14 protein-coding genes are annotated in these 11857 nt (G+C 36.3%); 7 read left to right on the forward strand and 7 right to left on the reverse strand.

The genetic code is table 11. The features are described from left to right. Nucleotides 1-78 precede the first annotated feature (78 nt). Complete coding sequence (locus C9E89_RS02370; RefSeq protein WP_107006843.1) at nt 79-735, reverse strand: hypothetical protein; 657 nt, start codon at nt 733-735, stop codon at nt 79-81. 142 nt (nt 736-877) lie between these two features. Here C9E89_RS02370 and C9E89_RS02375 point away from each other — a divergent pair, with 142 nt between their 5' ends. Beyond that, a complete protein-coding gene (locus C9E89_RS02375) occupies nt 878-1126 on the forward strand; it encodes a DUF2061 domain-containing protein (protein WP_107006844.1) in 249 nt (82 codons plus the stop codon). Between the two features lie 26 nt (nt 1127-1152). On the opposite strand, the gene C9E89_RS02380 is transcribed toward C9E89_RS02375, so the two are convergent. Further along, nucleotides 1153-1806: a glycine-rich domain-containing protein gene (locus C9E89_RS02380; protein ID WP_107006933.1), complete on the reverse strand. Its 654-nt coding sequence runs from the start codon at nt 1804-1806 to the stop codon at nt 1153-1155. 439 nt (nt 1807-2245) lie between these two features. Between C9E89_RS02380 and C9E89_RS02385 the strand changes: the two genes are divergently transcribed. Further along, nucleotides 2246-3103, forward strand: a complete 858-nt coding sequence (locus C9E89_RS02385; protein ID WP_107006845.1) for a LysR family transcriptional regulator — start codon at nt 2246-2248, stop codon at nt 3101-3103. 56 nt (nt 3104-3159) lie between these two features. Here C9E89_RS02385 and C9E89_RS02390 read toward each other — a convergent pair whose 3' ends face one another. Next, entirely contained in the window at nt 3160-3408 is a 249-nt protein-coding gene (locus C9E89_RS02390) for a DUF2789 family protein (protein ID WP_107006846.1), read from the reverse strand. A gap of 202 nt (nt 3409-3610) precedes the next feature. Continuing rightward, nucleotides 3611-4261 carry an HAD family hydrolase gene (locus C9E89_RS02395; protein ID WP_107006847.1) on the reverse strand — a complete coding sequence of 217 codons (651 nt, stop codon included), beginning with the start codon at nt 4259-4261 and terminating at the stop codon, nt 3611-3613. A 183-nt stretch (nt 4262-4444) separates the two neighbouring features. Between C9E89_RS02395 and C9E89_RS02400 the strand changes: the two genes are divergently transcribed. Both C9E89_RS02400 and ptsP read left to right on the forward strand, forming a co-directional pair. Continuing rightward, complete coding sequence (locus tag C9E89_RS02400) at nt 4445-4945, forward strand: RNA pyrophosphohydrolase (RefSeq protein WP_107006848.1); 501 nt, start codon at nt 4445-4447, stop codon at nt 4943-4945. A gap of 82 nt (nt 4946-5027) precedes the next feature. Then, nucleotides 5028-7328 carry a phosphoenolpyruvate--protein phosphotransferase gene (ptsP, locus tag C9E89_RS02405; RefSeq protein WP_107006849.1) on the forward strand — a complete coding sequence of 767 codons (2301 nt, stop codon included), beginning with the start codon at nt 5028-5030 and terminating at the stop codon, nt 7326-7328. A 3-nt stretch (nt 7329-7331) separates the two neighbouring features. Here ptsP and C9E89_RS02410 read toward each other — a convergent pair whose 3' ends face one another. Next, entirely contained in the window at nt 7332-7517 is a 186-nt protein-coding gene (locus C9E89_RS02410) for a DUF7230 family protein (protein WP_107006850.1), read from the reverse strand. A 101-nt stretch (nt 7518-7618) separates the two neighbouring features. Then, nucleotides 7619-8257 (reverse strand): LysE family translocator, encoded by a 639-nt coding sequence (locus C9E89_RS02415; protein WP_107006851.1) that lies wholly within the window; start codon nt 8255-8257, stop codon nt 7619-7621. 137 nt (nt 8258-8394) lie between these two features. Between C9E89_RS02415 and C9E89_RS02420 the strand changes: the two genes are divergently transcribed. Both C9E89_RS02420 and C9E89_RS02425 read left to right on the forward strand, forming a co-directional pair. Then, complete coding sequence (locus C9E89_RS02420; RefSeq protein WP_107006852.1) at nt 8395-8871, forward strand: Lrp/AsnC family transcriptional regulator; 477 nt, start codon at nt 8395-8397, stop codon at nt 8869-8871. Between the two features lie 190 nt (nt 8872-9061). After that, a complete protein-coding gene (locus tag C9E89_RS02425) occupies nt 9062-9256 on the forward strand; it encodes a hypothetical protein (RefSeq protein WP_107006853.1) in 195 nt (64 codons plus the stop codon). A gap of 228 nt (nt 9257-9484) precedes the next feature. Here C9E89_RS02425 and C9E89_RS02430 read toward each other — a convergent pair whose 3' ends face one another. Then, nucleotides 9485-11161, reverse strand: coding sequence for an acyl-CoA dehydrogenase family protein (locus C9E89_RS02430; protein ID WP_107006854.1), 1677 nt, complete (start codon nt 11159-11161; stop codon nt 9485-9487). Nucleotides 11162-11241: 80 nt separating this feature from the next. Between C9E89_RS02430 and C9E89_RS02435 the strand changes: the two genes are divergently transcribed. After that, on the forward strand, nt 11242-11844 hold the full coding sequence (locus C9E89_RS02435) for a TetR/AcrR family transcriptional regulator (protein WP_107006855.1): 603 nt from the start codon (nt 11242-11244) through the stop codon (nt 11842-11844). The last annotated feature ends 13 nt before the right edge of the window (nt 11845-11857 follow it).

Raw genomic sequence — 11857 nt, forward strand, 5'->3', positions numbered from 1 at the left:
TTATCATTTTTATTAATTTAAAAACTTTTAAGAATGATTTAAATCTATTGAATATTGCTAAAAATATCCACTCAATATTCAATCTAGCAGTTTTAAATCAATAACAAACTCTTGCATCCGATAAAAATATTTCGGTTTTTCTAATTGTCCCTTACTCAAACCATCAAACATGGGCATAGAAAACATGCGTAGATTCAGGGATTTAAAATAACGATCTTTTTTCAATTTTGCAGGATGAAAGAAATACAATGTAACACTTCCTATTAAAGTCAAAAGAATCACTTGGCGATAATCAAATTCATGACCTTGTAAGCCATAAAGCAAGCTCGTCACAACTAATGCAAAAATTAAAATAGCAAGCAGGGACTTTTCTAAAAAAGTTTTAAAATCAATGAGTTGTGCAGAAGTATGTAAACGAGGATCAATATAAAGAATCTGATTTAAAGTTTTTAAAGCCAGAAGTTGTCCTTTTTTTACATCTTCTGGCATAAAAATCACCGCTTCTACAGGTTCATTTTCTTTAAAACTTAATTTTGTAAAACAACCATCTAGTTCAATTCCATCAATCATTGTGTGAAAATAATTGACGTCAAATTCAGGGGTTCCGTGTTTATACGCATGTTTATAAATATTCCAAGATAAGCATGCTTTATGTGTGATTTGAATCTGCTGAATTGTTCCTGATATTTGATATACATCATTTTTTTGTGCTGTGATATTGATCTCATTCAACATACTTCTATTCACTTTCTTTCTTATTCTCAAACTATAGCGGATATATTCACAAAACCAATCACCACAAATTAAAAATTCTCTTTTACACTTCAAATGATAATGATTATTATTTCTTTAAGTTAAACCATTAGTGGTGATTTTCATGGCTCGTATCCAAAATTTTGTACAAACCAATCAGCGTATTTTCAAAAAAACCTTAAGCTATTACATCATGCATATTACCGTTGCAATGTTAGTTGCCTATATGGTGACAGGTAATTTATGGATGGCGATCACGTTGAGCTTGCTTGAACCTACTGTACAAGCTTTTGCATTCTTCTTTCATGAAAAAATCTGGAATAAAAAAGACCAAGCTGCTTTAGCATCACAAAAAACGACCGTTGATGCTTAAAGATTAAAAACAAAAGCTGTGGCAATTTAATCACCACCTCCGCCACAGCTACTACACGAAGAATCAGAACTCGAACCACTATCTGAATTTGAACTTCCCTCATGATCTGAACAAGAATGACTTGTACGACTCGATGACCCTGAATAGGATGATGAGCAAGCTGTCGTACCTGATGAACATGAACTATTGGTAGGAACAGGCGGCATGTGTGAACTGACCGTCAAGAGTTGAACATACATAGCAATGAGTAAAGGTAATTTGAAATAAATACCATTTTCCCATTTTACCTGCGTATCAACTTGAAATAGATGTGGAAGAATTGACGTATTTTTCGGATTTAAATACTGAATCTGACAAGCCGCTTGCCATGTATTCATAAGTTGTTGCTGTTGCGCTGCTTTTTGCATTCGTGTTGGCTGAGGGGCATGTGGTTGATGTTTAAGTTCATAACCCAAAGTATTTTGACACATCAAAAAATAAAAACCTTGAAACTCTTCAATCAAAAGATGCCATAACGCATCGACAGCATGTGAAGGCATGGCATAAGCCTTTTTCTGCCATAAATGTAAGGCAAGATAATCTTTAAATCCTTCTTCAATCTTCACTTTTGAAGACAAACTCATATTTGGATGACGCTGATAAAAAGCCTGCCAAATATAATCAGGAATTTGTATTGCCATTAATTTTTTTAATTTTTGCTGATGTTGTATGCGTATAAGCACCCAAAAAAATACAAAAATAATGCTAAAAATCAGGAAAAAATAAAGATTAAAATAATAGAGAAACATACTGCCCAATAACAGTAGAATAAAGCTATAAATCAAAAACCTATCCCAAGAAAGCTTAAAGACATTTCGGTCAAATGTTCTAAAATTCTTTAAAAAATGATGATGTTGTTTATGCAAATACAAACTACCTTTTTATTGTTTTTATCGTATTCAATATAAATAAGTATCCTATTTTTTGTACAGCAAAAAGTTGTATACAAATTTTTCTTAAAGAATAAAAAACTCAGTGAATTTATTCGTCCTTTAAAAAAAGTAAAAATTGCTTTGATTAATTCTTAAAATTTCTGAATAATGAATTACGCATAAAAATTCTTTATGGATGGAAATTATCATGAATCTTGCTGCCTTTGAAGCTTTTGTAAAAGTAATGGAAACTGGGTCTATTTCGATGGCAGCAGAACAACTGTTTATTACCCAACCTGCCGTCACCAAACGAATACATAGCTTAGAAGATTATTTTGGTGTCAAACTTTTTGAGTCCGCAGGTCGTGGCGTACAAGCAACTCATGCCGCTAACTCATTGCTTCCTAAAGTTAAAAATTGGTTAAATGAACTAGGTGATATTCATCACACACTCAGTCACGAACAAGGGCAAGTACAAGGGAAGTTAAAAATTGGCACGAGCCATCATATTGGTTTGCATCACTTGCCGATACATCTCAAAAAATATGTACAAGATTTTCCAAATGTGACTTTAGATGTGCATTTTGTAGACTCAGAACAAGCACATGAACAAGTCTTAGCAGGTGACTTAGAACTTGCCTTTCTCACTTTACCGCCACAAGGTGATGAACGCCTAAAATATGTGAAAATTTGGAATGACCCTTTGGTTTTTGTCGTTGCACCATTTCATCCTTTAGCACAAAAAGAAAATCTAACACTTGAAGACTTAATTGAATATTCAAGTTTAATTCCTGCTTCCCAAACATATACCAGTCAAATCACTTTAGCTGAGTTTGAAAAACAAGGATTAAAACCGAAAATTACCATGAGTAATAACACGCTCGAAGCCATTCGTATGCTTGTCTCCATAGGTTTAGGTTGGTCTGTACTCCCTAAAACTTTATTAAACCCTGACCTTAAACAGCTTGATATACCTGTCAATATGTATCGCCAATTGGGGATGGTTTGGCATCCTGCACGCAGTCAATCTCGTGCCGTTTTAGAACTCATTGATATGATGAAATAAATAAAAAAGCTCTCCTACATTTTATTGAGGAGAGCTTTTTTAAATGAATGAATCATTTAGTTTTGTTTTACTGAATCTTCATGTAATGATTCATTTAACTGATCAACAATCGTTGCCCATTCACCGTCTGAACTGAGTTTTTCAGCTAAAAATTGACGTTGTGATTCTGTCCAAATATTCGCTTGTACAATGCTTGTTTCTGCATCTAACTGATGTGTTTCAATAAATTTTGAAATTCCTGCTTCACTTGAATCTAAGCCAAGTTGTTCAAATAAATTGGTCATTCTTGGACGTGTTTGGCTCATTTTATTTTCTCCAAATAGTTTTAAAACTTCTCATTTCAACATAACATTTTTAATTTTAAAGTGAAGTATCAAATCTTAAATATATGAAAATATTTACAAAGTTAAGACATAGACGCGATATACTCACAATGTTGATTATTTGCAAAATATGACTAATAAAAAACAGCACCGAAGTGCTGTCATTCATCTAAATTAAAACCAATCAAATCGACCAGTCTTGAATTTCCCAACCTTTTTCTTTGGCTAAAACTTCTAAGCGATCATCAGGATTAATCGCATAAGCATGATCAGCATATTCTAATAAAAAACGGTCATTGATTGAGTCGGAATATGCCCAAGATTCAGTGACATCGCGTCCTTCTAACCATTGATCTAAACGTGCCAATTTACCCTTTTGATAACACGGAATATTGATGACTTTTCCCGTGTATTTTCCATCTTTTACTTCAGCATTAGTGGCAATAATTTCCGTGATTCCAAACTCACGAAAAATCGGTGCAGTAATAAAGTCCGAAGTTGCTGTAATCCCAACCAACTCATGCCCTGCCTCTTTATGTCTTTGAATTGCTTCAAAACCTTGAGGGCGCATTTGTGGGCGAATGACTTTTTGCATAAATAACTGGTGCAACTCGGTCAAATAATCATGGTCATGTTGTGTTAAAAACTCAAAAACAAATTCATTATAAGCAATTGGGTCGAGCTGCCCTGCTTTATAATCTTCATAAAATTTATCGTTCATTGCTCGGTGTCGAATCGGGTCAACCAAGCCTTCATTGACTAAAAACTCACCCCAAGAATGGTCAGAGTCGGTATTTAATAAGGTGTGATCTAGGTCAAACAACGCCAATTTCATGAAAATACTCGTGCAAACTGAAATTTAAGAAAAAAAATGTAAATCTATCTCCGCTTGTCGATAGAAATTCGTTAAGATCATAGCAATTTTACAACATTATTACTTTGACTTTGTCGAGTTGGATAAAAAACTAAATATCCCCATATACAAAGTCAATGAAATTCACAATTTTTAGGTAGCCAAATGATCGATTCAGAAGGTTTCCGACCCAACGTCGGGATCATTTTGGCAAATGATATTGGACAAGTCTTATGGGCAAAGCGCATTGGTCACAATGCATGGCAATTTCCTCAAGGAGGTATCCAGTTTGGAGAAACTCCCGAACAAGCACTTTTTAGAGAACTTCATGAGGAAGTGGGTCTCTTACCTGAGCATGTCCAAATAATTGCGCAAACCGAGGGTTGGCTGCATTATCGTTTGCCACTTCGATACATTAGATCGGACTCCGATCCTGTATGTATTGGACAAAAGCAAAAATGGTTTTTATTAAAATTGGTAGCGTCAACGAAACATATTCAGTTGAATCTATCTGATCCACCAGAGTTTGATCAATGGCAATGGGTCAGCTATTGGTATCCACTTGGACAAGTGGTGAATTTTAAACGTGATGTTTATCGTAAAGCAATGATGGAGTTGTGTATGCAAATGCCACAGTATTCACCTGAAAATGCCATAAAAATGTAAATGATTTTTCAGAGAGGTACTGCTATAAATAATGGGGCATCTTGCAACTCAAGCACCATCTTAATTTAAGGAGCTTATATTCATGTCAAACATGCAACTAGACACGCTAAGACGTATTGTCCAAGAGATTAATACCTCTGTCAGCTTGCATGAATCTTTAGAAATTATGGTTAATCAAGTTTCTGAAGCCATGCACGTGGATGTCTGCTCCATTTATTTATTGGATGAGCGTAATCAACGTTTTGTGCTCATGGCAACCAAAGGGCTAAATCCAAACTCTGTTGGAACAGTATCTTTACATACCAGTGAAGGTTTGGTTGGCTTAGTTGGGCAACGTGAGGAAATCGTCAATTTAGACAATGCATTTAAGCATGAACGTTTTGCCTATTTTCCTGAAACAGGTGAGGAAATCTATAATTCCTTCCTTGGTGTACCTGTGATGTATCGCCGTAAGGTAATGGGTGTGATGGTGGTTCAAAATAAAGAACCACAAGATTTTAGTGAAGCTGCTGAATCTTTTCTTGTTACCCTCTGCGCCCAATTGTCTGGTGTCATTGCCCATGCTCATGCTGTAGGGAATATTGATGTTTTTCGTAAACCCAATAGCGCACCTACCTATAAAACTTTTCAAGGTATTTCTGGGTCAGGAGGTATTGCTATTGGTCGTGCTGTCATTTTATATCCTCCAGCAGATTTAGCAGCAGTACCTGACCGTGAAGCTGATGATATTAGTGAAGAATTACAACTTTTAGATCATGCAATTGCATCTGTACGTCATGAAATTCAGTCCTTAGATGACAAAATGCAAGATGCTTTAATGGCAGAAGAACGTGCTTTATTTAGTGTGTTTTTACGTATGCTTGATGAAAATGCATTACCGTCTGAGATTAAAACAGAAATTCGTGATGGTAACTGGGCACAAGGTGCTGTGCGTATTGTCATCGACAAACATATTGCACTTTTTGCACAAATGGAAGATGACTATTTACGTGAACGTGTCTCAGATTTAAAAGATTTAGGTCGCCGTATTTTAGCTTATTTACAAGAAGCTGATGCGAGTCATCGTGAACTCACAGATGAAAGCATTCTCATTGGGGATGAAATTTCTACTGCGGCATTGGTTGAACTGCCAGTTGATAAAATTGCTGCCATTGTCACCACTGAAGGTGCAATGAACTCCCATATGGTGATTGTCGCACGCGCACTTGGCATTCCAACTGTGGTTGGTGTGACTGAGCTGCCAGTAAATGCGCTAGATGATGTAGAAATGATTGTTGATGCGCATCAAGGACGTGTTTTTATCAATCCACCACGTCGTTTGCGCGCACGTTATAAAGAAATTCAAAAAGAAGAAGAACAAATTGCAAAAGATTTAAAACAATATGAAACCAAAGATGCAATCACGCCCGATGGTGTTGCAGTCAATCTCTATGTCAACACAGGTTTAATGATTGATGTCGTGCGAGGTGTACAACGTGGTGCTAAAGGCGTTGGATTATACCGTTCTGAGATTCCATTTATGTTACGTGAACGCTTCCCAGGTGAAGAAGAACAACGTGCTATTTATCGTCAACAACTCAGCCACTTTGCCAACAAACCTGTTGTAATGCGTACCCTCGACATTGGTGCTGATAAAGACTTACCTTATTTCTCGATTGAAGAAGAAAATTCAGCATTAGGTTGGCGTGGTATTCGATTTACCCTTGATCATCCTGAAATTTTTTCTTCACAAATTCGTGCCATGCTCAAAGCCAGTATTGGTTTAAATAACTTACATATTTTACTGCCGATGGTCACAAGTGTCAGTGAAGTTGAAGAAGCTTTATATTTATTAGACCGTGATTGGCATGCAGTTCAGGAAGAAGAACAAGTCAAAATTACCAAACCTAAAATTGGTATTATGGTAGAAGTTCCAAGTGTACTTTTACAAATTGACGAATTTGCGCCTTTGGTTGACTTCTTTTCTGTGGGTTCAAATGATTTAACACAGTACTTATTGGCAGTCGATCGTAATAATCCTCGTGTCGCGAATGTCTATTCTCATGCACATCCTGCTGTATTACGTGCACTGACTCGTTTAGTTCAAGAATGTCACAAGTATGATAAACCTGTCAGTATTTGTGGCGAAATGGCGGGCGATCCATTAAATGCGATTTTACTCATGGCAATGGGTTTTAATACTTTATCAATGAGTTCGAGTAATATTCTACGGGTACGTAAGGCAATTTGTCATGTACCAATGCCTGATGCTAAAGAGCTACTTGAACAAGCCTTAAAAATGAATAATCCGTTAATGGTCAAAAGCTTACTTGAATATTATTTTAAGACGCATGGTCTAGATGATTTAATTAAAAGTACAACGCGTGTGGTCAGTTATAGTTAAAAATTAAGCACAAGCTAAAAAGTAAAAAGGTCGATAATCATCAGAATATCGACCTTTTTTGTGTTTGGAATAACCACGTTTTTCATTTTTCTTTCGATCTACAAAAGTCTGGCTTTTGTTAAAATCGTTCATGTGTTTTGCCACAAAGTTGTGAATCACAACTTCTGGCGTAGCTTTTTTCTTCGCCATTTGATTTTACCTTTTATATTAAAAACATCAGCATGATGTGAAGCATATAATGCGCTTTTTTGTACAAAATACAAGCGGATTTATCTAAAATTTCTGTCCTATCACACAATAAATACAAGCAATTCTTTGTATAACATACCTAATGCCAAAAAACACATCAGAAAAGCCAATCCTTTTAATAAAATTTGCTGCATCCATATATTATTTAAAAGTTTTTTAATTTTTAAGGCTGCAAAAATATATAAACTTCCAATCATCAATAAAGTCAAAACCGTAAGTCCAATCAAAACAATACTTTTTTCTTTTAAGGACTGTGAGTCAAAAACTGTCGGCACTAAAGCGAGATAAAAAGAGATCGTTTTAGGATTACTTAAGGTAATAAACAAACCTTCTCGGTATGCTGAAAATGAATTCTTTATATCTAAAATTTGAGTTTGATCATTGAATAAATTATCTTCAAAATTCCAATATTGATAGGACAAATACAATAAGTAAAAACTGCAAAGAAATATCATATAAAATGAAAAGTTTGGACTAAGCTTATGAATATAATCAATTAAAAAAATAGAACTTAGCAAAAATAGAACATCACTTGTGATAAGCCCTAGAAGCATCAACGATGCTTTTTGATAACCTTGAATAAAAGTTTTAAACATTAAGCCTGTCATACCAGGTCCTGGTAATAAAGCAGCAATAGCTAAAGTGAAGAAATACATAAGAAATTGAGTTAAATCTTGCATCAGCGTCACAACCTAAAATGATCTTAGATAAACCATCTTATTTTTTGCGAAAAATACAGGTAAAGCTGTTCTATTTATTTCCAAAATCACAACAAAAAAGGTATAAATGACCTTTAATATAGCTTTTAAAGACAAAAATGACCCAAAAATCCATAGATAAAACTGACTCTAAAATTTTAGCGTTATTACAACGTGATTCTCGTATTTCCAATGCTGAACTCGCTGAAAATATCGGAATGTCTGCTTCCCCATGTTGGCGCAGAGTGAAACACTTGGAAGATACAAGCATCATCAAAGGGTATGGTGTATTGTTAGACCGTAAAAAAATTGGCTTAGGAGTTATGGTTTTTATACGTGTTTCTATTGATAGCCATAGTGAAAAAGAAGCCAAAAAATTTGAAGAAGAAGTGACTGCTTTAGAACATGTAGTGGCATGTTATAGCATTGGTGGTGATGCTGATTTTCTTTTACAAGTTGTATCACCTGACTTAGACACCTATGCTGAATTTTCAATGTCAATTATTCGTCGTTTGCCAGGTATTAAAGAAATGCAAAGTATGTTTGTACTTAAAGAAATTAAACCTTTTCTAGGTTTTCCAATTTTAAATTTTTAGCGATCTTATAAATTTAAAATAAATACTATCATAACAAGCTGTTAGAGGAATATCGTACAAATTATTACAAACAAAATCATAAAAATAAAAAATTATTAAATATTTTCAACAAGATAAATTTGCTTTATTCTTAAAACGTATATATATTGTATATACATTTTTAATCATCACCTTTGGGGATAAAAACGTTATGGCTGAATTACCCAAAAAAACAAAGGTGAATAAAAAAGATGGACAGCTCTTAATTCGCATTAACAGTGCTGAGCGCGATGAGTTTTTACAGCTCTGTGAGCATCTGGATACCAGTGCAGCACGTGAATTAAGAAAATTTATCCGTAGTTTTATCAAAAAACATCAGCCAACGGATCCTCAATCGAAGGAGTAACATGATGTCAAAGCAAGTTAAATCTTTAAAGAAAAAAATCAAAGCACGTTTGGACAAAATTTCAAAACACGAAGGTAAATTGAAAAAGCTCCAAAAAAAGCTGAAAAAACAAAAGTAATTGCGATTACTTTTCCAAGCTTGAATCTTAATCAAAACGCTTAAAATGAAGGTCATCATAAAATGATGACCTTCGTGTTTCAAACTGATCTGTTTTGAATCTCTGAATATTTAGGCAGCCAAAGCTCTTTCCAACAACCTTTCAACATCTACAGTTTTCGCATCCACCATACCCACCACACGCCCATGAAATTCACTATAACGGGTTTGAATAAACGCATCAGCCACAAAATCAGGCGCATACTGTTTCAGTAAAATTGCCTGAGCAAGAATCACCAAACGACTGACCAAACTACGTGCCATAAACTGCAATTCATCCGCATATAAACCATTGAATAATTTAAATAAATTCTGCAATTCATTTTGTAAAACTGCATCCTGAGAAGCGACTTCGGCAAAAGATTGGAACAATATTTCAATCGATTCACGGTCACGCTGAATGGCGCGTAACACATCCAGACACATGACATTGCCCGAACCTTCCCAAATGGTATTTACAGGCGCTTCTTTAAAAATACGTGCCATGATGCCTGTATCGACATAGCCATTACCACCAAAGACTTCCATCATCTCACCCGTCAGTTCAACGGTACGTTTACACACCCAGAATTTCGCCGCAGGGGTCATGATGCGTTTCCAAGCCTGTGACAGGGCATCATCATGCTCATAGCAATGTGCAAGATGAAAACTGAGCTGCATTGCCGCTTCAGTTTCCAGAGCCAAATCGGCAAGCACCGCTTGCATTAAAGGTTGTTCAGCCAAATGTTTCCCAAAAGCTTTGCGCTGACGGGTATAGGCGATGCACTGTACCAATGCCTGACGCAGCATCGCACTCGAACCGACAGAACAGGTTAAACGGGTATAATTCGCCATTTCAATAATGGTCGGAATCCCCCGCCCTGCCTCACCAATCATAATGCCCCACGCATTTTTAAATTCAACTTCCGAGCTTGAGTTACTGCGGTTGCCGACTTTGTCTTTTAAGCGTTGCACGTGAATATTATTCTTGGTGCCATCCTCCAACCAACGTGGCACAAAGAAACACGCTAGACCATCGTGTTCAGTTTTTGCTACAACCAAGTGTGCATCACACATTGGTGCTGAAAAAAACCATTTATGCCCTGTCAGTAAATAGGCTTTGCCACGCCCTGATTCAGCCACAGGCACAGCAAAAGTTTCATTGGCACGAACATCTGAACCGCCCTGCTTTTCGGTCATGCCCATGCCCATCCAAATGGATTTCTTCTGAGCTATAGGCACATCTCGTTCATCATATTCATTGGACAATAATTTTTGTCCGACTTTTGCCCACAGTTCAGGCTCATTCTGAATCAGTGGAATACTGCCCAAAGTCATGGAATTCGGACATAAATTGCCACATTCCACTTGTCCACTCAGAAAGAAACGTGCTGCCCAATCCACCCATTTTGCCGAAGATTGTGGATGGTTAAATGGATGTGCATGGGTATTAAATTGGCGATTCAATCCCATCCATTTATGCCAGGCAGGGTGAAATTCAAGAAAATCTTTACGGCGACCTCGTGCATCAAAACTATGCAGTTCAGGGGTATGTCGATTGGCTAAATCGGCATATTGATAATATTCAGTTGAACCTGCGATCTGTGCCAATTCAGTCAGTGTTTTTTGATCTTGACTGCCATAGCGTTGCAGAATTTCCTGTAAAACCTGATCTGTGCTGAATAAATTGTAGTTTTGCAATTCATCAAACTGATTGTTGATCTCGTGGGTTTGCCATGCTGTGATTGCCTGAGTTTGTGCTGTATTCATTTTCAACTCCTGTCTTGTTGTTTTGTCCGATTACATTCAGTATAGAAGAAAATTCAGACTTGGATGTTCGGATTATTTCTATGGCTTTAGCAAGCATCAATGTACGGCGTAAGCCCCGCCAATCAAGGGCGCGTATGACTCAAGAAGCGCTGATGGAAAGTTTTGTTCGGCTTTTGCATGAGCGTACTGCGCATGAAATTACCATTCGGGAAATCACCGAGCTTGCAGGTGTGGGTTTAGGAACGTTTTATGAGTATTTTTCCAAAAAGGAAGATTTGATTGCCTTGCTGATTCATCAGCAGGTAAAAACCAATGCTGAAACAGTTCAGAGTTATGCACAAAGTCTGTATGAGTTATCCACAAATTTAGTGTTGGGTGATTATTTACAGCAAGTGATTCATTTTCAGTTGCAAGAAATGCAGGCGCAGCAGTTTTTATGGGCGCAGTCTTTTTTGTTGGAACGGCAGATTTCGAGTATTGAAATTTATCAGAAAAGTTATGCCATGATGGTGCAGATGTGGCGCAGTATTCTTGCACCTTTTGTACAGGATGATGAGCAATTGCAACGTATGAGCCTGAATATTCAACGGATTTGCTATGGTTTTATTTCCCAGACCTTGCTGATTGAACCTGAGTTTAAGGATTGGGATGATTTGAATCAATCAATCCTTAGTTTTTTTTAAGTTTGAAATCAAA

It is taken from the genome of Acinetobacter sichuanensis, from assembly GCF_003024515.2.
GTDB lineage: Bacteria > Pseudomonadota > Gammaproteobacteria > Pseudomonadales > Moraxellaceae > Acinetobacter > Acinetobacter sichuanensis.

Excerpts from the sequence above, each read along its gene's own strand:
- C9E89_RS02370 (WP_107006843.1), bottom strand. The coding sequence starts at position 735 with ATGTTGAATGAGATCAATATCACAGCACAAAAAAATGATGTATATCAA.
- C9E89_RS02375 (WP_107006844.1), top strand. The coding sequence starts at position 878 with ATGGCTCGTATCCAAAATTTTGTACAAACCAATCAGCGTATTTTCAAA.
- C9E89_RS02380 (WP_107006933.1), bottom strand. The coding sequence starts at position 1,806 with ATGGCAATACAAATTCCTGATTATATTTGGCAGGCTTTTTATCAGCGT.
- C9E89_RS02385 (WP_107006845.1), top strand. The coding sequence starts at position 2,246 with ATGAATCTTGCTGCCTTTGAAGCTTTTGTAAAAGTAATGGAAACTGGG.
- C9E89_RS02390 (WP_107006846.1), bottom strand. The coding sequence starts at position 3,408 with ATGAGCCAAACACGTCCAAGAATGACCAATTTATTTGAACAACTTGGC.
- C9E89_RS02395 (WP_107006847.1), bottom strand. The coding sequence starts at position 4,261 with ATGAAATTGGCGTTGTTTGACCTAGATCACACCTTATTAAATACCGAC.
- C9E89_RS02400 (WP_107006848.1), top strand. The coding sequence starts at position 4,445 with ATGATCGATTCAGAAGGTTTCCGACCCAACGTCGGGATCATTTTGGCA.
- ptsP (WP_107006849.1), top strand. The coding sequence starts at position 5,028 with ATGTCAAACATGCAACTAGACACGCTAAGACGTATTGTCCAAGAGATT.
- C9E89_RS02410 (WP_107006850.1), bottom strand. The coding sequence starts at position 7,517 with ATGGCGAAGAAAAAAGCTACGCCAGAAGTTGTGATTCACAACTTTGTG.
- C9E89_RS02415 (WP_107006851.1), bottom strand. The coding sequence starts at position 8,257 with ATGCAAGATTTAACTCAATTTCTTATGTATTTCTTCACTTTAGCTATT.
- C9E89_RS02420 (WP_107006852.1), top strand. The coding sequence starts at position 8,395 with ATGACCCAAAAATCCATAGATAAAACTGACTCTAAAATTTTAGCGTTA.
- C9E89_RS02425 (WP_107006853.1), top strand. The coding sequence starts at position 9,062 with ATGGCTGAATTACCCAAAAAAACAAAGGTGAATAAAAAAGATGGACAG.
- C9E89_RS02430 (WP_107006854.1), bottom strand. The coding sequence starts at position 11,161 with ATGAATACAGCACAAACTCAGGCAATCACAGCATGGCAAACCCACGAG.
- C9E89_RS02435 (WP_107006855.1), top strand. The coding sequence starts at position 11,242 with ATGGCTTTAGCAAGCATCAATGTACGGCGTAAGCCCCGCCAATCAAGG.